Consider the following 20,987-nt stretch of genomic DNA (forward strand, 5'->3'; position numbering starts at 1 on the left):
TATTACTCACCACCTGAAGAGGTGGGAGTCTTCTCGACTGAGATAAAAACAAGCGCTATCCTGCCTGCCGGGCAAAAATTTGATGGTTCCGCCCGGTATGTAAAATAGCGCCTGTTTCCAGTTTTCAATCGTTTTCTAATTTTTCTTAATTTCCTAATCCCAGTCGCCCACATACAGGCGTGTGCCAGTCTGCCAAACTGTTGGTTCATAGATCGTCCAAATTGGATATGGATATGCTTTTCCTTGCAGAGAATCATCTATTGCGATCGTCTGATCAACGCCATTGGTGCCTGTTTTGGACGACAGGTCAGCGGCACCTGTCCTGGTAATACTGGAATAGCTGTCCTTTACAGAGCTGCTGTCCACATAAGGTGCGCCAATGATTGCGTCGCTTAGCTTTGGCAGATACCAGCATTCTTCCGGGACCGAAAGAATGCCAGCTTCCAGCTGGGCTCCTGGCCCCCACCACCAGGTATTGTTCAACTGACCAATATAGTGTCCAAGGAACATTGAGGTTCCAGCCGCTTTCACACTTCCTGTTGTGTAGCAGTTCGAAAGAACCAGTTTTGCAGAATCATATTTTCCAAATAAACCGCCTGCGATGGCATTATATGTATTCGTTCCACACGCATCCGCTGCACTGAAACTCTGTATTACCGAAATCGGACCATCCATCCACCCCACGAGGCCTCCGGCACACCTGCCGCCTGACACATTCTTTCTATCTGACAGCACTTCCGCACCACTTTCCGTATAACCGTAAGAGCGGTTCCGTCCGCCGACATAACTGTTTTCAATGCTGAATTCTTTCCCGGCAGTTCCGCCATTCTGGTTGTTTTTCAGGTATCCATACAAACCTCCGGCGGTTCCAGTTGTATCCACATACCCAGAGAAGAAGCTGTTTTCCAACTTCATCTGACCAGAGCTCTCGGCAAAGCCGACCAGACCTCCGCTAGCATCGGTTCCCTGTATCCGTGCATTTTTTCCTGAAACATATACGTGATTCATCACTAAATCACTTACTTTTGCTTCCCCGATCAAGCCTCCGGTTTTTCCTCCACTTATTTGCAGCGTCGGTGCATCTACAACTACATGGTCGAGTGTCAGACTGCCACTATTCGTGCTTCCAACCACCGCGCCTGTTGCCAGCGTTCCAGAAATCCGGGATTCTTCTCCATATATATGGATATTTTTAATCGTTAGATAGCTGTCCGCCGAAGTGCCTGCCTGCGCCACCAGCCCTGCTGTATTCTGCCCCTGACAGGAAATGTCCGGATCCTTCAGATTCAAGTTTGATATCGTCAGATGATCCGTCTTCTGAAATAAAGCCGCACCATTCCAGGCAACAGGAGTTATCTTTAAGCCTGCAATCGTATAACATTCACCCAGTTTTGCTTTTTCTTTCTCATCCACCTCCGCATCATAAGAGATAATATCCGGGTTGTTAATCGGCCAGAAACTTCCACCTTCATACTTGGAATTTCCCGGACTGTAGATCGTCATCTTTCCGTATGCATCTTTCACCTCTTTACAATACGCTTCCGTCTGTGAGGTAATCGAATCATCCTCCTGCCAGAGAATATTATCGGTCTGAATGACCCGTGTGATCTTTAAACCACCATAGCCTTCTCCGCAGAAATTCAGATTCTGCAGATGACGCCCATTGGCGACCTTAACCGTATAGGTATCCGTTCCATCACCATTTCGTTCAATTACATCGGCAAAGCAGCTGTTGAACTTGTATGAGAGCTTTGTATTTTCTGTCGGCGGATAGCCATCCTCGCTCAATTTTACGATAACATTTTCTCCATTTATGTAACCGCCCGGCTGATAACCTCCCCAGGTACCCAGACTACAGAAATTTCCACCCTCACGTGATAAATCATCCAGATAGAAACGCAATTTCAACTTTTTCTCTTCCGTTATGCCTATTTCAAAACGATTTACCCTGTTTTCTGCAGCAAAGCTCGTCCAACTGCCATTTGCCTCATTTTCTGCACAGCTGGCAGCTTTCTCTTTCGTATCTACAAAGCAAAATTTCGATCCCGTTCTCAGAGTATTTTCCTGCAAATCACCAGTATTGACTTGGAGAACATACCACATCGTTTTACCGCTCAATTCGCCGGTAATCGAAAATATCAGATGTATTCTCTGATTTTCTTCAAGCGGAGACGGAGAGACATAATCGATATACAGCCTGTTTCCAGTATGCAGCGCCTCTTCGTTCTCTTCCTTGTCCCAGTCCCCGACATGGTTATTCAGAAACCAGGAAAATCCCTTTGAAGCGTTCTGCGCAGCAAGTTTTTCCGCTACTTTCTGGATCGTCGGCATGGGATAAATCGGTATTTCTGCTTTCTTTAATTCCGGATCATAGGGATATGTATTCTCGCTGTCTGCACCCGTTCCCTCAGCACCAAACAGTTCTGAAAGTTCTTCTGCGTATGCAAGCACATACTTCTCATTCACCTTACTGCACACATAGCACCCCGGATAAACTGATTTTTTGTTCGTCCCCGTACCACTCGTCTCCGATGGAAGTATTCCATTCGTTCTACTTGCATAATCATAGAACGCAACAAACGCAGGTGCTTTCATCGCCAGATCCTCTGTTTCATCCGCCGCCGTACCGCTTCCACCTTCCGTTTCATCCGATTTTTCCTCAGCCGTCGGCGAATACACCGACGCCGACACATATGTATTCGCTATCTGACTGTCTGCCGGAAGCTGTGCGGCGAGACCTCCTGCGAATCCGCCGGTATATGCCGCTACATTATAACGTCCGGTAAGATTCTCAAAGGCTGCATTGGCATTTGCCCCATTCCCCGGTTTCTGGGAGGTGTCAAACTTCTTGTTTGCTGTATGACCGCCGACATAACAGCTCTGAATCTGCACCGTGGGACGCTTGCAGCGGCTGCAGTTGATGCTTTCTCAACAGTTCCGACCAGACCGCCGGCGTACATGCCTTCCACATAGAGTGCCGCTGCGCTGTCGGTCAGAGAAATTTCCCCCTTTGCCGTGCCGATCAGGCTGCCCGCCGTTCCCTTTAAAGCGCGGATCCGGTATTTGCTTTCTTCCTCCTGCTTCAGATCTGCCGCTTTTTCTGTGCTGCTTCCCAGCTTATCACGGAAATGATTCTCCGCCAGTGCATCCTGGACGATCAGAGTGACGCCCTCAAATGTGCCCACCAACGCACCGGCAGAAGCGCCGGTCTGCTCTGCCTGTACCTGCGGATATTCAATCTGCACATTTTTAATTTTCACCGTTGCCAGATTCGTAGTTCCCCGGGAATCCGTTCCCGGCGTCACCGCACCAATCAAAGCGCCTGCACTCGCCTTCGTCCGGACCACCGGCTGGCAGATCAGCAGGTTTTTAACACTCATATCCTGTGTTACCGTTCCAAACAGTCCGCCCGTCCCATCTACTGCTGTGATTGAACTTCCCGCCGTTTTTCCTACCTGCAGACCATCGATCCGGTATGTATTTCCCTGATAGTCCAGTGGATACGGCAGACTAAGCGGAAGATAGCTTCCCGCCTCCGTGATATATGCCTGTGCCGTCGGGTTCGTCCGATCTGCATTCGTTTGATCCGTCACCCGGTAGGCAATCGAGATGGTTTCCGCATTCTGATTCAAAAAACTCGAGCCAAATGCCGTATGCAGCTTCGCCACATGTCCGCAGTAACCGCTCTCGTCCGCAATATTTTCTCCCGCTTTCCAGGTCAGATCACTATTCTGCATCGCCGTAACCGTTTTGGATGTAGTCACCGCCCCAGTGTACAGCTGATCCGGATCCCAGCCTGAAACCCGCTCATCCAGATTTTCCAGATGGCGGAAGCTGCCAATCTCCGCGCTTCGGTCCGTACTGATCGATGCAAAGAGGCTGCTGCCGGATTCTATATTGCTCGTTTTAACCTGCGAAAGCGCTTCATTGTTGAAAACCTGCGCGTACACAAAGATATTTTCGCCCGGAATAAAGGAGGCAAAACCTCTTTCATCCTGCTGAAATGTCATATCCGTCTGTGCCGGCTGGTTGAAATCCATAAATTTGAATCCTGTACTTGTGCCCGTGCCGGCTGGCGCCGCTATGTCATCCAGAATGACTGATACGTTCCATCCGAATCGCCCGAAGTTCCGGACACCTTCACCACACGCGCCGAACGGCTGGTTTCCGGGGTATTGATCTCGATGTAGCCGGTTGTACCGCTCTTTTCTCCCTTTACAAACAGACTCAGTGAATGTTCATTTTTATTCGGATCCTCGATTTTTGCATATAAAATATCATCATTCACCAGTTTCACTGTCGGCGCCTCGAATTCCTCCATCGGCAGTTCCGGGACTTCCAGATTTCCTGATGCGTAATATCCGATCGGCAGTTTCTGATCCTTATAATTGGAGTTAGCTCCCGTAAACCGCTCCCGTTTTCCGGCATCAGACGCCGCCGCCAGAAGTGCCTCGCTTCCGATATCCGTCTGCACAAACTGATAACGATCCGAATACCACACCTCGCGGACCAGTCCTGCCTCCGGATCATAGAAAATAAGATAGCTCCCGTCTCCACGGACGGTCTCATCAATCGATCCAAACGGAAGAAGGCGCTGCCGGATCTCCTCGGTCACATTCGCGGACACCAGCGCTGTCTCACCGCCAGACTCTTCTTGTTCCGATTCAGGCTGCCCTGCCTGTTTTTCCGGCACATAGAGAACCGCGTAGATATTTCCCTCTTTCTCCTCCGCCAGCACTGTATTTTCTACCGAAATTCCCAGCTTTGCCTGCTTTTGATCGTCCGAAAATTCCCCCTGTGCCTCCATATGGAGCAGACGCGGAATCGTCCCATTGGAGACTTCCAGTGTCAGATGATTCTGCGCCGCCAGAAAGATCTCCTTCGCTGTCTGATCCATCTCCAGACGGCGGAGCTTTCTCTGGTAACGAATCACCGCAACAAAAGAAAGACTGGCAAGAATACCGACAATCGCAATCACCGTCAAAAATTCCGCCAGTGTAAACGCCGCCCTTCTCTTCTGTTTGTTCTGTCTCTTCTGCTCCATCTGTCCTCGTTCCTCTTTTTATTGTAACTGTTCAGTACCTTCACAGTCACGCGCAGACCTGCTGAACAGTTAGTTTTTATTTTATTTCTGATCCAGGTTGACTGCACGCACGGTCAGGTTAATCGGCTTTACCACCGCTTTCCGGGAAGTTCCCATCGTATCTTTTTTCCGGTAGATCGCCAGATTTTGAACCGTAAAGCATGCTGTCTCCTCCGAATAGGTATAGCCGTCAAATGCCGTATAGTATTCATCCGAAATCGCCGCCTGCGTCAGCAAGGATATCTTATTATACGCATCATCGTAAGTATAATCCCCATACCATTTTTCAATGCCCGTGCCAGACCAGTCTGTCGCACTGAAGTGCAGCCACAGGTGGCTGTTTCCACTCCGCAAAAGAGGTGTTACCAATTCTCCTGTTGCGGAAGTCCCGGCAGAATTTTTCACTTCCAGCGCATTGGCAAATTCATCGGTCATCAGCTGCGCCGTGAGCGACAGCGCCTGCTCTGCATCTGCCTGTTCCCGCGTCCTCTGGTAAACATTTTTTACCATCATCACGCCGCCTCCAAGCACCGTGCCGATCATACCGAGAATCACAATCGCCGCCAGAAGCTCCGTCAGCGTCATACCGTTCTGTGACCGGAGTTTTTTCTGACATACTGAAAAGAGCTTCCGGTGACCCTTGGATGCCGTCTGTTTCTGCTGCCTGCAATGCCTATTTCTGCATCTGCGGCATTCACATCTCTCCTGTCCTCCTCTATCGGTATCTGTAAAGCAGCTCTTGTAAGTTTACCTCTTCCTCTTCTGCATCCGAATCAGCCTGGCTCACATACAGCACGATGGGATACTGTCCCGTCCGGTAATTCGTCTGTGTGCCTGTCCGGTAGGCATTTGACGCCAGGCTTTTCTTCATGCCGCCGGTTCCAGATGCCTCCAGCTCCAGAACATATCTGCCCGACGCCTGTTTCGCTGTCCGGTTGTTCTCCAGCTGATTGCGGCTGTCATAATAGCCCGCCATCTGCTCTTCGCCCTGCCGCAGCATCCTGCCGGACGCCAGAAATGCACTCAGAAACATCGTCATTCCCAGTGCAATCACAAGAACCGATATCAGTACCTCTGTCAGTGTCTCGCCCGTATTGGCACGCAGCTTTCTTCCAGCTGCCCATTTCATTCTACTTATCATTCTGCAGCAGCTCCTTCTCTATTGTTCCGTTCTGCCAGCGGATCGTCGTAATGATGGTCGTCGTCGTGATCGTGTAGGAATCGTCGTCGTCCGATTCGTCGTCATCGCCCCGTACTGTGACCGTCTTATGCTCGGAGCTATGTGCTGCTTCCAGCTCCAGCCGTTTCTCGCACCGCTCTTCCTTCCTGTCATCCGCCGTTACTGTATCTGAGATAACCGCCTTGATTTTATAATCATCCGCCATCCACAGACGTACACTGGTCTTTAACGGGTCAATCGTGTCCCCGCTCGTTCCGTCTTTCTTCACTGACAGGGTAAAATCTTTGTACGCCATTTCTTCCTCCGACGCATCGTCCCCGTCTGCCAGCTTCCGATACTCATTATTTCTATAAATATCCACGATCAGTGAATCGAGAATCGCGCTATTCCCACTCTCTGGGCTTGACAAACCCGAATCCGTTCCATAAAACTTCTGCCACGACGCCTCATTATCCGTGTTTTTCCGGCTGCCGACGTAGTAGCAGTAAAAATCATCCTTATCGTTTTCCTCGTCTTCCCGGCTGTCATGCACGATCACTTCCTTGATCTTGACTATATTTTCCGTCTTCTGCAGTTCATCCCGCAGAAATACCGCCGCCGAGTCCACCGCATACCGCTTCTGATCTTCTCCCGGAAGATTCCGGATCTTACCAGCTGATGCAGAGGCGGACGCCAGAATGATCGACGCGCCCACCCCGCAAAACACAAAAAACAGGAGCGCCGCCATCAAGCTGGCGCCATCCTGATTTTTCATACAGCTGAAAACCCGCTTCCAGATTTCCGGGTGTTTTTCACTGTTCTCTGCTTTTTTCATGCCTTATTCTCCCAGCGCCGCCTCTGCCGCTGTCTCAATGTCCGAACGCTGCAGGTTCGACACATCCGCATTCGCCAGTCCCGACGGTGCCTGTGTCTCCTCCGGTTCCAGATCCAGACCTTCTTCTGATTCCGCATCGTATCGGGTCTCAAAATAGGTCAGCTGAAATGTTACGCTCACCGGATGATTCCGGATATCCATTTCCTCTGTCTCGTCCTCATCATCTTCGATGCTCAGATCTTCAATCAGGCAGCGGTACGGTCCCTCTAACACCTCATGGATCATCGAAACCGCCTTATCAAAGCTCTCTGCCGTGAAAGAAAGATTGATCGCACGCCGGATCTGCATCCCATCCACCTTCGGTTCCGAATACTGGAAGCTGAAATTATACGCATCTGCAAAAATGCGGTTCAGCTCTTCCGTCTCTTCCTTAAAATGATTGTAAGCCGGAACCATCGGCGCATTGGATGCCTTATTTTCCTCTATCTCCTTCTTCATCTGCTGGATCTGCTTCGACTTTACCTGCTCCATCTGGATCTGTGCCTCCAGATCCGTCGTATCCGCCGCCTGGATCCGCCTCTGCACCGGAAGATAGAATCCGGCATAGTAGCCCGCCGCGATCAATATGATTACAAACAGAAGCAGTACAATCTTCTGCATTCTTGATAAGATATATTTCTTTAACGAATTCATTGTTTTTCTCCGTCCTCTTCTGGTACGTTAAAAAATACAGTCATCGACACGCCCACCGGTTTGGAAGCCGCAAGAACCCGCTCCTCCCCCTCTTTCTGAACCGTCTCTTCCAGAGACGCCGTCACATAGCGTGCATCCGGATCCGCCTCCGCATCGCGAACCAGCTCCGGAAAGGAGGAACCATTGGGAATTCTTCCCTCTAATGCCATCTGATCGGAGGTGATCGAAACCGTCGAAACGGCCGTCAGCGGGAAAATCTGTGATTTCAGCGAATCCAACATCTTTCTCCGGTCTGGAAGCTGTCTCTCTTCCTCATTCAGGTACCCATTTCCATAATGTGCGTATTCCGCCTGAACCTCACTGTACACCTCGTTGGACTTCTGAAGCGCCGAAAGCTGCTGCTCAGTCGCCGCATAGACTGCCTCCGCCTGGTCTGCCTTTCTCAGAAGACGCACCACGCCAAACTGCGAAAACCCATAAACTAGTCCCATAAATACGACAAACACACCCAATTCTGCCGCTATCTTTCCTTTTTTAACCTGCTTCTGATACAGATTGATGCGCCGTTTTTTCGGATACTTCGGACCGCCAATCTGCATATTCGCGATTGATTTTAAATCAGCCACCGCTCTTCCTCCTTATGCAAGTAATACACCGTATGCCTGTGGGCTGTCGATCCACTCGTCTTCCTCATCCAAAGAGACCTCCGGCAGAAGCTCCGCCACACTCCGCACCGGCAGATCCAGCGTTTCTTTCAGCGCATCAATCAATTCCCCGTATCGTGCGCCTCCGCCGCAATAATAGAGGCTGTCGATCGTATTATTCACATTGTTGAAGCTATAAAAGTTCAAAACTCGCATGACCTGGACGGCGCGGGTCCGGTACTGCTCCTCCAGCACAGCCGCCATCTTTTCTTTGTCGGTCTCCTCGCGGTTTTCTTCCTCCACCTCAATTCCCAGTTCCTGCATCTTGTTCTTATCTCCCAAACGGATCTGCTCGATCTCCTCACAGCCCGGCTCCATGGTACGGGTAATATCATAGATCCCATGGCGAAAGAAATGGATCCGCAATGCTTGGGTTCCCAGATCGAGAATCGCATAGTCTTTCACAGTTTCCGATTTTTCTGCCCCCTCTGCGTTCTCTTTTTCTTCCTTTTTATGAGGTTCTGCATTCAGCTTTGTCTCCAAAGCCTTCTTCTCATCCGCCATTCTCTCTTCTGCATATTCCAGAATCCATTCCAGTCCCAGCACGGCCGGAACCAGACCGACCAATTTCAAGTGTGCCATCTTGGCCAGTTTTTCAAATTGCTGCGACAGCTCTTTCGTACACGCCGCACCAATCAAATCCATTTTTTCCTGATCCGCATAGATCATCGCATAATCAAAGACGTACTTATCCATCTCGTTTCCGATATAATCATGGAACTCATATGGAAGATTCAGCCGGAGCTGTTCCTCCGTCATCAGCGGCAGCTCAAAGCGCCGCACATACGCATCCTCCTGCCTGATGACAAACACGACGTTCCGGCAGCGGATCGCATACTCCTTCAACAAATCCTTTATTAAATCCGCATATTGACGCATATCGTTCCGGTCGATCCCCTCGACCCGCTCGCTGATAAATTCGCGAAGCTCGCCATTTTCCGCATATGCAATCTTGATACGGTAATGTCCAATCTCAATTCCTAAACAATTCTTCATCTCTGCACTCCCTTTAAAAGAGCCCTGTATACCATTGTGTCCATATATCTCCATACAGCAGCATACAAAAACATGCCGCCGCAATCGCCGGTCCAAACGGAATTTTCTCCCTCCGACCGATGACAGAACCTGCAATTCCCAGCACACAGCTGAGAATCAGGAAAAATAATACCTCCCAGGCGGAACGCATATACAGTCCCGTCACAAAAAAAAGTTTTACATCGCCGCCCCCCAAGCTTTCTTTTCCGGTCAGGCGGTCAAACAGCAGGGAAAGTGCCAGCATACTGACAGCCAGTCCGGCACCGGTCAGAACTCCCCGCAGCATCTGTCTTCCCGGTTCCGGTAAGCCCAGCGCCGTGCCGAAAAAGATCAGGATTCCGGCTATCTGAAGCCGGTCCGGTATGATCCACGCATGCAGATCTGTGAGTGTCAGACATAAAAGCACCATCCAGAGCAGAATTCCCCGCAGTGCCAGCACCGAGACATCGTACCGGTACATAATCAGGCAGCATGCAATTCCTGAAACAAGTTCCGTCCAGAATGCCTCCGCCGGGATCTTCGCTCCGCAATAACGGCACCTGCCCCGCAGGCACAGCCGTGAAAAAAGCGGTACCAAATCCAGTACTCCCAGCACATGACCGCAGGCATCACAGTGGGATCTCCCTTTCAAAACGGACGTTCCGTTTAACATCCGCCCTGCCAGACAGTCTGTAAAACTTCCGAGCGCACAGCCCAGAATAAAAGTAATCATCAAAATGTAAATTGTTAAAAATGTGGTTTGATGCAGCATCAATGGAATATCTCCTGTCCGTACCCATGTTCTGTCTGTTTGTAAATCCCCAATATTTTATATCTTCCAAGATATGTAAAACGCTATCTTTATCTAAAACGCCCAATTTCATTTCTTTTATTTGGCGCCAAATCCCGGCTTTGGACCAAATGGATTCTGGCTGGTTCCCCCAACTTCATTTCCCTCATAGAAAGGAGCGGTCTGAAGCGGAGACGTATTCGCATATGGATTAGCCGCCGGATTTCCGATGTAAACCAGAATATCTGTACACGGTGTCTTGGCTTCCATCGCCGTCTTCCGGTATTCCTGCCCCAGGTCATTTACCTTCTTTGTTCCACTTCCCTGTGCGTACTCAATGTGCGCGTTCTCTCCCTCTGCCTGACAGACAATCTTTCCCTCTTTTACATTGTATCGGTAATAGCGGTATTGCTTCTGCGGCTGGTTCTCGTAGCGTTCCAAGCTTTCCTTGCTTCCATACAGCATTGCCACGGCCGCCGCCTTCGCCGCACGGACATTCGCCTGATTGGCTGCGATGACCGCTTTTTTCCGCTGTGCCGTAAAAATCGGAATACTGATCGCCGCCAGGATCCCTACGATCGCTATCACCACCAGCAGCTCTGCCAGTGTAAAACCGTGTTGGTTCTTTTTCATTTGCTCACCCACTTTTTATCAAAATGACCTGCTGACTTTGTTTTGATTCGTGCGTTGCAGGTCACGCTTATGTATCTGACAATGAATGGATTTTTCAATCCTGAAAAATTTATGATGTGAACATCACTTTCATTCTAAACCTTCATGCGCCTGGCAGTCAGGTGTACCACCACAAATGAAAGCTCTGGCAGGCGCATTTGGCATCCTTGAATTCATGCCGCCTAATCGGCGACAGAACTTTCATAGTAAATTGACTTTATACTGTGTGTTTACTTGTCAGAGAAGCACGTCAGGCGCATTTAGCAAAAATGGATGGGAAACCCCATCCATTTTGCCACGTATGTGGTTTTTACACTATTATTCTGCATATAATGTAATTTCTGCACCGTCTAATGTCTGAGTTGCATTAGCACCACTAGTTTTCGGATCAATTTTAACAGAAATTTTAGTATATTTTACATTACTTGCCGCATTATCAATTGTAACTTCTACTGATGTTACCTGAGTCACACTATTCTCTCCAACCACGTTAACTCCACCTGTTGTCATATCATAGTTATATGTAACATCTTCGGTCGCATCCGATTTTTCGGTCAAATAATCTGCTATTGCCGCCGCTTTCGCCGCTCTTAGGTTCGCCTGATTCGTAGCCTTTCTAGCCTTGCTCAGCTGTGCCGTAAATACCGGAATCGAGATTGCAACCAGGATACCCACGATCGCAACAACCACCAGCAGCTCAGCCAGTGTGAAACCTTTTTTGTTCTCACGAACTTTCTTGATTAAGCCCTTCATAAAATCAATCTCCTTATTGTATAGTATTTTATTAATGAACAGAGAATTTTCTCTGCGCCATCCAGCCTCTGCCGTATCACATTTTACATGTGTGCAGTCAATTTTTACATCAGATCATACATTGTAAAGATAGGCAGATAAATCGACACTACAATGATACCCGCAAAAATCGCAAGCACCACCAGCATCGCCGGTTCCAGAAGCGCCAGAAGCCGCTGGATTCGGTAATCCGCCTCGTTGGTGTAATAATCGGCGACATTGTCCAGTGTCTCCCCGAGTTCACCGGTTTCTTCTCCGACGGAACACATATCGACCATCGTCGGCGGGAAATATTTCTTTCCCTGCAGACATTCCACCAGGCTGCGCCCCTGCTCGATTCCTTCGCGCATGGAGCGGACATCCTCGCTCAGAAGTGCATTGTCCATGATCTTCGCCGTCGTGTCAACCGCCTGGTTGATCGTGATACCCGCTGCCAGAAGCACCGACATCGTATTAGCAAACTGTGCTGCGCCGTTCATCTGGTTGATCACGCCCACAAGTGGAAGGGATAACGCGATCTTTGCTTTCTGAATCCGCCCCTGCGGCGTATTGCCATAGACCTGCGAACCAATCTTCAAAAACACCAGCACCGCCAGCATCAGCAGCCACCACTTCGCGAAGAAATGGGAAGTCGCAATCAGCATCCGCGTCATCAGCGGCAGCGTACCACCCAGATCGGTAAATACATCTGCCAGTGTCGGGATAACCTTCGCCATGACGATAATCAGGACAACCACCGCAATCGCAACGACGAACAAAGGATACGTCATCGCTCCCTTGATCTTCTCCGTCGTCTTGTAAGACTTTTCGTAAAACTTCTGAAGCCGGTCAAAGGATCGTTCCAGTGTACCGGACTGCTCGCCTGCCCGGATCGTCTCGATAAACGTGAGCGGAAAACGGTCGCTATACTTTTCCAGCGCCGACGCAACGGTACTTCCGGCAGCTACTTCCTCTGCCGCAGCCCCCATGATCTTCCGGATCCGCTTGTCCTCATTCTGATCTGCCAGCATACGCATCGCGCGCGCCACGGTCATGCCCGAATGAAGAGTGATCGCAAACTGCGAACACAGGATCGCCAGCTTCTTCGTCTTGATCCGCCTGCTTCCGATCTCCATCTCCAGGAGACTGCCGTCATCAGGTCTTTTCTTCTCTTTCTTCTGACTGATGCTCAGAAGAATCGGATAGTTTTCCCGGATTCTGGAAGCGGCTGCCGCTTCACTCTCAGCCTGGAGCACTCCCCGGACTTCTTTTCCATCCCGTCCCAGCGCTTTATATGAAAAATTCGGCATCTCTCATACCTCCAGACACAGGATTCAGCTGTACGCCATCTGTATGTACATCGCCATCTGCATCCTTTTTATGATTATTTTAACATCTTTGTTTGTTTTTGTAAATATGCCGTCAACCTTTTGGATGTTTTATACAAAAACACACATCTAGATCCACTTGTTTTTTGCTGTTTTCTCTATACGCGCTTTGTTTTTGCCAATCTATTTTTGTATGTATTTTCGCCAACACCTCTGACTTTTCTTCCTTTTCCAGACTATTTCTGCTATATAGATCATCAGGGCGGAAATGGTACGTCCCGCCCTGACACTCCCAAAAGAATAGCTCCCGTTTCTTTTTATCTTCTCTCTTATTTCTCGTTCTTCTTATCCAGCATCTCTTCCATCGTATGCCATCCCAGCACCGCGCATTTGACACGCGCCGGCATATGGGAAACATCGACCAGGGCGCCGGCTTCCTCGAGTTCTTCGATCTCGTTCTCGCCTGCCTCGCCCTTGATCATCCGCAGGAACAGATCCGCCAGATGGCGTGCTTCCTCTTCGGATTTTCCGATGATCAGATCCAGCATGATATCGGCGGACGCCTGGGAGATCGCGCAGCCGCTTCCCTCAAAAGCACCGTCTACCACCTGTCCATCTTCGACCTTCAACTGAAGAATGATGTCATCTCCACAGCTCGGATTGACGCCCTCTAATACCAGATTGGCATCCGGCAGCTTTTCTTTATGTAACGGATGCAGATTGTGATCCGTCAGTATTTCATTGTAAAAGGTTCTATTCTCCATATCCCATTTTCCTCCGGATTTCTTTCAGGTTCTGGACAAAACGGTCGATGTCCTCCTCCGTATTGTAGAACGCAAAGCTGGCACGCGCTGTTGCAAATACACCCAGATGTTTTAAAAGCGGCTGGGCGCAATGGTGCCCTGCGCGCACATTGACATTTGCGGCATCCAGAATCGACGCGATATCGTGCGGATGTACGCCGTCCACGGTAAAGCTGATAATTCCGTTGTGCTCTTCCGGCCTATCGCTTCCCTGGATATGAACGCCCGGAATCTGCTGCATCGCCGTCATTGCCCGTGTTGTCAGCAGCTCCTCACGCTTCCGCACCTCGTCAAATCCGACGTTCATCAGATAATCGATCGCTGCCTGTAAGCCGACCGCACCGCCGCCATTGACGGTACCGGCTTCGAATTTGTGCGGCAGTTCGGCAAAGACTGCAGATTCCCGGCTGACCGAATCGATCATCTCGCCGCCCGTCAGGAACGGAGGCATCGCATCCAGAAGGGTCTCTTTTCCGTACAGGACGCCGATTCCCATCGGTGCCATCAGCTTGTGACCGGAAAATACAAGGAAATCTGCATCCAGTGCCTGCACATCCACCGGAATATGCGGGGCGCTCTGTGCCGCATCGATGACGATGACACCGCCTTTTTCATGCACCAGTTTCGTCAGTTTCTCTACCGGATTTCTGCGGCCAAGGACATTGGAAATCTGCGGCATCGCTGCGATCTTTGTCTTTTCTGTCACCAGGGCTTCCATATCCTCATCCCGGTAGGAACCATCCGGCTGACATTCCAGATAAACGAGCTTCGCGCCTGTCTGTCTGGATACCATCTGCCACGGCAGGATATTGCTGTGGTGGTTATCAATGCTGATTAAGATCTCATCGCCTGCTTTCAGACTGGTTAAACCATAGCTGTACGCGATCAAATTCAGGCTCTCGGTGCTGTTGCGTGTAAACACGACCTCGCTCGTCTTTCCAGCATTGATAAATTCCCGCACGCGCTCTCTTGCCGCTTCATATGCCTCCGTCGCCTCGATTCCCAGCTCATAGAGCCCGCGGAGCGGATTGGCATTTTTCTTTGTATAGAAATCTTCCACTGCCTTTAATACCGCCTCAGGGCGCTGTGCCGTCGCCGCATTGTCCAGATATGCGATATCCGAACCCGCAAGCAGGGGAAAATCTTTCTTGTAATCTGTCATGTTCTGTTCCTTCTTATATATTTGTTTGTATACTTGCTGCAAAAACAAACCGCAGCCAACTTACAGTTTTTTCATTTTATTATCGCTTCTGGTTCATGAATTCCTGAACCTGCTTCTGTACTGCCTCGTCTGCTACCAGCTCATTCAGCGCGTCGATTCTCGCCCGCGCTACCATGCGCTCAGCTCCTCTCTCGACAGTCCGCGGGAGCACAGATAAAACAGCGTTGCATCGTCCAAATCGCCCATCGAAGCGCCGTGATTTCCTTCGACATCTTCTTCTGCACACAGAATCAGCGGAATTGTCTGATTTACGATGTCATCGCCGAGCAGCAGCACATCCTCGCGCTCAGTTCCCTTTGCCCCGGCGCATCCCGGCACGAAATCGATCGTTCCACGGAACAGCTTGGAGGAACCGTCCTGCAAAACGCCAGAGACTTCCATCATACTCTCTGTCTTTTTGCCGCGGTGGCGTACTGTATAGTTCATATCCAGCTTCTGGTTTACACTGGTGTAATAGCCGATCTTCGCGTCAAATGCGCTCTTTTTTCCTTCCAGCTCGGTCAGGCAGCCCGCGTAGACCTTGCCTGCGCCCAGCTCCAGTTTCAAAAGCTCAAATGTGGCATTTTCCCCGCAGGACACACCGATATCACTCAGGCAGGTATATCCGGCGCCGAGAAGCTGCACTTCCTGAAGCTGTACCTTTGCATTCTTTTCCGCATGGACCTTTACCTGGAACGAGGATGTTCCCTGTGCGTCCTCCCCGGAGCGGAATACGATCAGCACGTTTAAGCGGCTGTTTTCCTTTGCATCCAGGCAGAGGCGGTTCTGGTAACTGCCGTTTTTGTAATCGACGCAGAGAACCGTCCATTCTGTATTTTCATTCTGCAGCACAGCTGCCGCTTCCGCTGTCAGCCGGTAGATACTTCCCGCACCGGCATTTTCTTCTGTAACAGCCGTTCCATTTACAGTGTCCGTTCTATTTGCGCCAGCCGTTCCGCATTCTGCCGCCATCGCATCGTACTCGCGTCCCATGCCGGTCTGGATCTCGTCCCACTCTTTTCCGGAGATTTCTTTTTCCCAGGTCACACCTGCTGCCAGGCGCTCCGGTTTTATCAAAACACTTTCCTCCGGCCACTCAATCTGTATCTGGCTTTCGTTCATTCCCAGCCGGTTCCAGGTTCGGGTCGGAAGAATGTTTACTGTCATTTCTTTCTGTCCCATTGTTTCCTCCTGTCGTTACCATTCATGCACTTGCATGCCCCGCAGCAGAATCTGTTATTTCAAAATCCCCGCTGCAAACAGTAACCATCTATTATCCGATACTGCCTTTCATCTCAAGCTGAATCAGGTTGTTCATCTCAACCGCGTACTCAAGCGGCAGCTCCTTCGATACATCATCCGCAAATCCGCTGACGATCATTGCGCGCGCGTCCTCCTCGCTGATGCCGCGTGACATCAGATAGAAAACAGCCTCGTCGCTGATCCGTCCGATCTTTGCCTCATGGCCGACGTTCGCGTCGCGGGTCCGGATATCCATCGCCGGGACCGTATCGGAACGTGAAATATCATCCAGCATCAGGGACTGGCAGGAAACCGATGCCTTAGAACCGGATGCCTGTTTTCCAATCTGCACGCTGCTTCGGAACGTACTGATACCGCCGTCCTTGGAAATAGATTTCGTATTAATATAGGAAGAAGTCCGTTTGCCCGTGTGGACTACCTTCGCACCGGTATCGAGGTTCTGACCTTCTCCTGCAAAAGTAATGCCGGTAAATTCCATTCTTGAATCATCGCCCTTTAAGATACTCATCGGGTACAGATACGATACATGGGAACCAAAGGAACCCGATACCCACTCGATCGTGCCGCCCTCTTCCACAATCGCGCGCTTGGTGTTCAAATTGTACATATTTTTCGACCAGTTCTCGATCGTCGAATAGCGGAGTTTCGCATTTTTGCCGACGTACAGCTCGACACAACCCGCATGCAGGTTTGCTACGTTATATTTCGGCGCAGAACAGCCCTCGATGAAATGCAGATATGCCCCCTCATCAACGATGATCAGAGTATGTTCAAACTGTCCGGCTCCCGGTGCATTGAGACGAAAATAGGACTGAAGCGGGATCGTAACCGACACGCCCTTTGGCACGTACACAAAAGATCCGCCGGACCAGACCGCCCCGTGCAGCGCTGCAAATTTATGTTCCTGCGGTTTGACCAGATGCATAAAATGCGTCCGGATCATTTCCGCATATTCGCCGTGCATTGCGCTCTCCAGATCGGTGTAGACAACGCCCTGCGCCGCTACCTCCGCGCGCACGTTATGATATACTAACTCCGAGTCATACTGGGCGCCCACGCCTGCCAGTGATTTCTGCTCCGCCTGCGGGATTCCCAGACGCTCAAAGGTATCTTTGATGTCCTTCGGAACCTCCGACCATTTGGCGCTCATCTTGGATTTCGGGCGGACATAGGTTACGATGTTATCCATGTCCAGATCCTCGATATCCGGTCCCCAGTTCGGAACCTGCAGGGAATTGTAAATCTGTAAGGACTGCAGACGGAACTGCTGCATCCATGCCGGGTCATTTTTCTCCTTAGAAATCTTCTCAACGATCTCCGGGGTCAGACCCGCTTTTACTTTATATGCGTCATTTTCTTTGTCTTTTATATCGTAGACGCTGCGATCAATGTCATCTACATACGTTTTTTCTTTCATGTTTGATGCCTCCATATTACCCGTGCTGATTCGTTATTACTGTCGCGTTATCCTGCAGCACTTTCGATTCCAAAAATGCCTGCCTGCGAACAGTAACGATTAGTTCCGGGCGTCTGCCACACCCGCCTCACGGATAAAGGATTCGTAGCCTTCCTGGTTGATCTTATCAACCAGGGAGCCGTCACCGGTTGCCACGATCTTTCCATCTACATGATGTGCGTATAGTCAACATGCAGTGCATCGAGAATCCGGGTGCTGTGCGTGATAATAAGAAGCGCGCCGTTCTGGTTCTTCTGGTACTCTTCCACACCCTTAGAAACCAGACGGACTGCATCAACATCCAGACCAGAGTCTGTCTCATCGAGGATTGCCAGGCTCGGATTTAAGAGCATCAGCTGTAAAATCTCAGATTTTTTCTTCTCACCGCCGGAAAAGCCCACGTTTAAGCTTCTCTGTGCATACGATTCATCCATCTGGAGAATGTCCATCGCCTTTTTGAGCTGTTTATGAAATTCCCAGATCTTTAAGTTCTTGCCAGTCTGCTGGCGCATCGCGCTCCGCAGGAAGCTTTCCAGCGAAAGTCCCGGTACCTCCAGCGGCTCCTGGAAGGACAGGAACATACCGGCTTTGGAACGCTTGTCCGTGGACTCATGTGTGATATCCTCACCCTTAAATAAGATCTGACCGCCCGTGATCTGATATCGCGGGTTTCCCATCAGGACGTTTCCGAGCGTCGATTTGCCCGCGCCGTTCGGTCCCATCAGGACATGTACCTCTCCTGCGCCGACGCTCAAATCAACGCCGTGCAGGATCTCTTTTTCTTCTATATTTGCTTTTATCTGATTTACTTCTAACACTTTTTCTGCCATAAAGCACTCCATTTCCGGGACCGGCTGAGACATTCATGCTCGGTCTGTCTGATCTGTGACAGCCGCCTCGTCACGAAAGCGGTTATCCCTCTTAGCAAACGTCCATCTCTCTGGTTCCTTTTTTCTATATTCAAGTCGAACGTCCGTGAGACTTGGCGCGTGATTCTGGTCAGCAAAGCTGACATATTCCTATCAGAATCACTGTGCATCCTCGCGGAGCGTTTATCTCAGTCGGAGACCCAACTCCCACTGAGACAAATTTGCCATTACTCACCACCTGAAGAGGTGGGAGTCTTCTCGACTGAGATAAATCTGATTGTTCAGACAGCCAGATTACCCTATGGCTATTATAGGTATTTATTTCCGGATTGTAAACCCTCATTTTTCACAAAACAAGAAAGATTCTTATTATATTATTGAGACTTTTTTTCGTTTATTATTGAGTCAGCATCATCCACCCCCAATACACAACCCCTAATCCCCACGAACTCAGAATCCCATACAGGATCACCGGACCCGCGATTGTAAATATTTTGCATCCGACACCAAATACCTGCCCTTCCGCCTTGTATTCCAGCGCCGGGGATGCAACTGAATTGGCGAATCCGGTGATCGGAACCAACACACCAGCCCCAAAAACACGCGCCAGCTTCTGGAATACATTTGCCCCTGTCAGGATAACGCTGAGCAGAATCAGTCCCAGCATCGTCCAGAGCGCCGCTGTTTTCTCCTCCATGCCTGTCTGAACCAGACAATTTGTGCTGATCTGCGCCGCCAGGCAGATCAGCCCGCCGGAAATGCCCGCCATCAACACATTTTTCCATGTACTGTGGACGGGCGTAACCGATTTGACATATGCTTCATATTGATCTTTTCTGGCTTCCATGGTTTCTCCTCTCTTCTACTGTCTTCCAATTCCATATAAGAAATAATACAGCGAACCCGCACATTTCCCCGCCGCAATCGAAAGAAGGAGATATGGCAGCCCCACTGCCAGACGCAGGCGGCGGCTCAGCACCGGCAGGGCTTTCAATGTCTCTGCCAGCGACATGACGAGGCAGCCTACAAAAATACCACAGGAAAGTCCCGCAGCCGCTAGAAGCAGCTGTCCGGAGACATTTCCAAGCATCACCAGAAATCCAGCACCAGCTCCCGTTCTGCCACCGCCTTCTGCTGCCTTCTGCCACAACTCTGCCTCCGGCATTGCCGCTGGCCACGCTATTCTCAGAAAACTCCCGGTCAGCTGTTTCACTTTCTCTGTAAATAAATCCACCACATTTCCAAACAATCCTCCCAGCGCGATAATCGTCTCATACAAGAAAATTTTCCCCTTCGACGCCGTCGCCGTCTTTCCAATCAGGCGCGGATAAACGCCGATGACCACCAGAAAGGCGTAGACTCCTGCTGCCACCGTGCTTCCCGCCGCCAGCCCCGCCAGCAAAAGCAGCGCTTCTTTAAGAAACATCGATGTCATCCTCCTTCCGCTCCTCGTTCTGAATCAGCGTTTTATTGACATTTTCCTCATACAGGCGCATTTCTACCTCCAGCGGCGTCGGATCGAGACTGAATTTCCACGAAGTAAAATGGTTAAAAAACAGCAAAATCCCCACCGGAAGCCCGATCGAATAACCGACCTCCAACAGCGTTGTTCCGTCCGACGCCTGCCCCGTCGTGATCTCATATATTTTCCTGAATACATCCAGCACGTTTGCATCATTGTTGAATGTCATGATCGCAAATGCCGCCCCGAAAAAGCAAATCAAGCAGACGAACAGCGTCTTGCACCACTGCCAGACAAGCGCCTGACGGCGCGGCGGCTGATAATGAATGACATAGTCCGTCTCCCCCAGATTCTGCACCGATGTCCCCGGAATTTCCCGTTCAATCTGCTGGATAATCTCCATGACGTTTCCAACCAGACGGCTTTCGCGCTGTTTCCCGCCGCCGCGGATCCTCTTCACGATCATCGCACGGCAGCGGCTTTCCACGCTTTTTTCACTGCAATAAACTTCTCCCAGGCTTGCAAGCGGTACATTTTTCTCATGTACCTGCGTGATCTGGCTGAGTTTCAGATAGACCGTCTGTGTCATAATGCTGCCTTCTCCGTCTGTGCCTCCGGTCTCAAAAATGCCTCCGCGCTGTCCCCGGAATGCTGTACGAAGGTTCCGTCAATGTAGACGCTGTCCCGCCCCACTGCCATCAGACAGAGACAGAGCGCTGCCACAATCAGAATCATGCATCCGACCCAGATACAGATTCCCATCTTTTTTTTCATTGTCACTTTCACATTTCCCGTCATTTTTTTCCATCCTTCCTGTGTATTCTGGAAACTCCAAAAGTTCCTGTATCCAGTAGTATGGCTGTCTTTCAATGGAGTATGCACAT

Annotated in this window: 19 protein-coding genes and 2 pseudogenes; all 21 read right to left on the bottom strand. The window is 50.2% G+C overall.

Annotated features, from left to right (window positions below; all coding sequences use genetic code 11):
* Positions 1-153: 153 nt before the first annotated feature.
* Entirely contained in the window at positions 154-2,892 is a 2,739-nt protein-coding gene (locus DWX76_RS07515; RefSeq protein ID WP_118570422.1) for a hypothetical protein, read from the bottom strand.
* Between the two features lie 1,189 nt (positions 2,893-4,081).
* The gene (locus DWX76_RS07520) at positions 4,082-5,044 is read right to left on the bottom strand and encodes a type II secretion system protein (RefSeq protein WP_118570423.1); all 963 of its coding nucleotides are present in this window, start codon (positions 5,042-5,044) and stop codon (positions 4,082-4,084) included.
* Between the two features lie 81 nt (positions 5,045-5,125).
* Positions 5,126-5,671 (bottom strand): annotated as a pseudogene (locus DWX76_RS07525) (type II secretion system protein); the annotation flags it as partial.
* 127 nt (positions 5,672-5,798) lie between these two features.
* On the bottom strand, positions 5,799-6,224 hold the full coding sequence (locus tag DWX76_RS07530) for a hypothetical protein (RefSeq protein WP_147353844.1): 426 nt from the start codon (positions 6,222-6,224) through the stop codon (positions 5,799-5,801).
* On the bottom strand, positions 6,214-7,077 hold the full coding sequence (locus tag DWX76_RS07535) for a hypothetical protein (protein ID WP_118570426.1): 864 nt from the start codon (positions 7,075-7,077) through the stop codon (positions 6,214-6,216). The genes DWX76_RS07530 and DWX76_RS07535 overlap by 11 nt, the downstream gene beginning before the upstream one ends.
* Before the next feature lie 3 nt (positions 7,078-7,080).
* Positions 7,081-7,770 (bottom strand): hypothetical protein, encoded by a 690-nt coding sequence (locus DWX76_RS07540; RefSeq protein WP_118570427.1) that lies wholly within the window; start codon positions 7,768-7,770, stop codon positions 7,081-7,083.
* Complete coding sequence (locus DWX76_RS07545; RefSeq protein WP_118490628.1) at positions 7,767-8,396, bottom strand: hypothetical protein; 630 nt, start codon at positions 8,394-8,396, stop codon at positions 7,767-7,769. Before DWX76_RS07545 ends, DWX76_RS07540 begins: the two co-directional genes overlap by 4 nt.
* A 12-nt stretch (positions 8,397-8,408) precedes the next feature.
* Positions 8,409-9,470, bottom strand: coding sequence for a pilus assembly protein PilM (locus DWX76_RS07550; RefSeq protein WP_182426654.1), 1,062 nt, complete (start codon positions 9,468-9,470; stop codon positions 8,409-8,411).
* 13 nt (positions 9,471-9,483) lie between these two features.
* Complete coding sequence (locus tag DWX76_RS07555; protein WP_107000047.1) at positions 9,484-10,260, bottom strand: prepilin peptidase; 777 nt, start codon at positions 10,258-10,260, stop codon at positions 9,484-9,486.
* Between the two features lie 117 nt (positions 10,261-10,377).
* On the bottom strand, positions 10,378-10,911 hold the full coding sequence (locus DWX76_RS07560) for a pilin (protein ID WP_107000048.1): 534 nt from the start codon (positions 10,909-10,911) through the stop codon (positions 10,378-10,380).
* Between the two features lie 357 nt (positions 10,912-11,268).
* The gene (locus tag DWX76_RS07565) at positions 11,269-11,703 is read right to left on the bottom strand and encodes a type IV pilin protein (RefSeq protein ID WP_118570428.1); all 435 of its coding nucleotides are present in this window, start codon (positions 11,701-11,703) and stop codon (positions 11,269-11,271) included.
* A 104-nt stretch (positions 11,704-11,807) separates the two neighbouring features.
* The gene (locus DWX76_RS07570) at positions 11,808-13,031 is read right to left on the bottom strand and encodes a type II secretion system F family protein (protein WP_118570429.1); all 1,224 of its coding nucleotides are present in this window, start codon (positions 13,029-13,031) and stop codon (positions 11,808-11,810) included.
* Positions 13,032-13,378: 347 nt separating this feature from the next.
* A complete protein-coding gene (gene sufU / locus DWX76_RS07575; protein WP_118472860.1) occupies positions 13,379-13,813 on the bottom strand; it encodes a Fe-S cluster assembly sulfur transfer protein SufU in 435 nt (144 codons plus the stop codon).
* On the bottom strand, positions 13,803-15,014 hold the full coding sequence (locus DWX76_RS07580; protein ID WP_118570430.1) for a SufS family cysteine desulfurase: 1,212 nt from the start codon (positions 15,012-15,014) through the stop codon (positions 13,803-13,805). Before DWX76_RS07580 ends, sufU begins: the two co-directional genes overlap by 11 nt.
* 168 nt (positions 15,015-15,182) lie before the next feature.
* Positions 15,183-16,235 carry a SufB/SufD family protein gene (locus tag DWX76_RS07585; protein ID WP_118570431.1) on the bottom strand — a complete coding sequence of 351 codons (1,053 nt, stop codon included), beginning with the start codon at positions 16,233-16,235 and terminating at the stop codon, positions 15,183-15,185.
* Between the two features lie 91 nt (positions 16,236-16,326).
* Positions 16,327-17,733, bottom strand: coding sequence for a Fe-S cluster assembly protein SufB (sufB, locus tag DWX76_RS07590; RefSeq protein WP_022358944.1), 1,407 nt, complete (start codon positions 17,731-17,733; stop codon positions 16,327-16,329).
* Positions 17,734-17,832: 99 nt separating this feature from the next.
* Positions 17,833-18,602, bottom strand: a pseudogene (gene sufC / locus DWX76_RS07595) (Fe-S cluster assembly ATPase SufC).
* Positions 18,603-19,038: 436 nt separating this feature from the next.
* Positions 19,039-19,488: a SpoVA/SpoVAEb family sporulation membrane protein gene (locus tag DWX76_RS07600; protein ID WP_117795708.1), complete on the bottom strand. Its 450-nt coding sequence runs from the start codon at positions 19,486-19,488 to the stop codon at positions 19,039-19,041.
* 15 nt (positions 19,489-19,503) lie between these two features.
* Positions 19,504-20,067, bottom strand: a complete 564-nt coding sequence (locus tag DWX76_RS14365) for a stage V sporulation protein AB (RefSeq protein WP_243022489.1) — start codon at positions 20,065-20,067, stop codon at positions 19,504-19,506.
* Positions 20,057-20,692 carry a stage V sporulation protein AA gene (locus DWX76_RS07615; protein ID WP_118570432.1) on the bottom strand — a complete coding sequence of 212 codons (636 nt, stop codon included), beginning with the start codon at positions 20,690-20,692 and terminating at the stop codon, positions 20,057-20,059. Before DWX76_RS07615 ends, DWX76_RS14365 begins: the two co-directional genes overlap by 11 nt.
* Positions 20,689-20,901, bottom strand: a complete 213-nt coding sequence (locus tag DWX76_RS07620) for a hypothetical protein (RefSeq protein ID WP_022358678.1) — start codon at positions 20,899-20,901, stop codon at positions 20,689-20,691. The genes DWX76_RS07615 and DWX76_RS07620 overlap by 4 nt, the downstream gene beginning before the upstream one ends.
* Between the last annotated feature and the right edge of the window lie 86 nt (positions 20,902-20,987).

The sequence above is a fragment of the Clostridium sp. AF21-20LB genome (assembly GCF_003478795.1).
GTDB classification, from domain to species: domain Bacteria; phylum Bacillota; class Clostridia; order Lachnospirales; family Lachnospiraceae; genus Otoolea; species Otoolea fessa.

Coding starts and splice junctions, on each gene's coding strand:
- DWX76_RS07570 (WP_118570429.1), bottom strand. CDS start 13,031: ATGCCGAATTTTTCATATAAAGCGCTGGGACGGGATGGAAAAGAAGTC.
- sufB (WP_022358944.1), bottom strand. CDS start 17,733: ATGAAAGAAAAAACGTATGTAGATGACATTGATCGCAGCGTCTACGAT.
- DWX76_RS07555 (WP_107000047.1), bottom strand. CDS start 10,260: ATGCTGCATCAAACCACATTTTTAACAATTTACATTTTGATGATTACT.
- DWX76_RS07520 (WP_118570423.1), bottom strand. CDS start 5,044: ATGGAGCAGAAGAGACAGAACAAACAGAAGAGAAGGGCGGCGTTTACA.
- DWX76_RS07565 (WP_118570428.1), bottom strand. CDS start 11,703: ATGAAGGGCTTAATCAAGAAAGTTCGTGAGAACAAAAAAGGTTTCACA.
- DWX76_RS14365 (WP_243022489.1), bottom strand. CDS start 20,067: ATGTTTCTTAAAGAAGCGCTGCTTTTGCTGGCGGGGCTGGCGGCGGGA.
- DWX76_RS07535 (WP_118570426.1), bottom strand. CDS start 7,077: ATGAAAAAAGCAGAGAACAGTGAAAAACACCCGGAAATCTGGAAGCGG.
- DWX76_RS07580 (WP_118570430.1), bottom strand. CDS start 15,014: ATGACAGATTACAAGAAAGATTTTCCCCTGCTTGCGGGTTCGGATATC.
- DWX76_RS07620 (WP_022358678.1), bottom strand. CDS start 20,901: ATGACGGGAAATGTGAAAGTGACAATGAAAAAAAAGATGGGAATCTGT.
- DWX76_RS07530 (WP_147353844.1), bottom strand. CDS start 6,224: ATGATAAGTAGAATGAAATGGGCAGCTGGAAGAAAGCTGCGTGCCAAT.
- DWX76_RS07560 (WP_107000048.1), bottom strand. CDS start 10,911: ATGAAAAAGAACCAACACGGTTTTACACTGGCAGAGCTGCTGGTGGTG.
- DWX76_RS07585 (WP_118570431.1), bottom strand. CDS start 16,235: ATGGGACAGAAAGAAATGACAGTAAACATTCTTCCGACCCGAACCTGG.
- DWX76_RS07615 (WP_118570432.1), bottom strand. CDS start 20,692: ATGACACAGACGGTCTATCTGAAACTCAGCCAGATCACGCAGGTACAT.
- DWX76_RS07540 (WP_118570427.1), bottom strand. CDS start 7,770: ATGAATTCGTTAAAGAAATATATCTTATCAAGAATGCAGAAGATTGTA.
- sufU (WP_118472860.1), bottom strand. CDS start 13,813: ATGGAGAATAGAACCTTTTACAATGAAATACTGACGGATCACAATCTG.
- DWX76_RS07550 (WP_182426654.1), bottom strand. CDS start 9,470: ATGAAGAATTGTTTAGGAATTGAGATTGGACATTACCGTATCAAGATT.
- DWX76_RS07600 (WP_117795708.1), bottom strand. CDS start 19,488: ATGGAAGCCAGAAAAGATCAATATGAAGCATATGTCAAATCGGTTACG.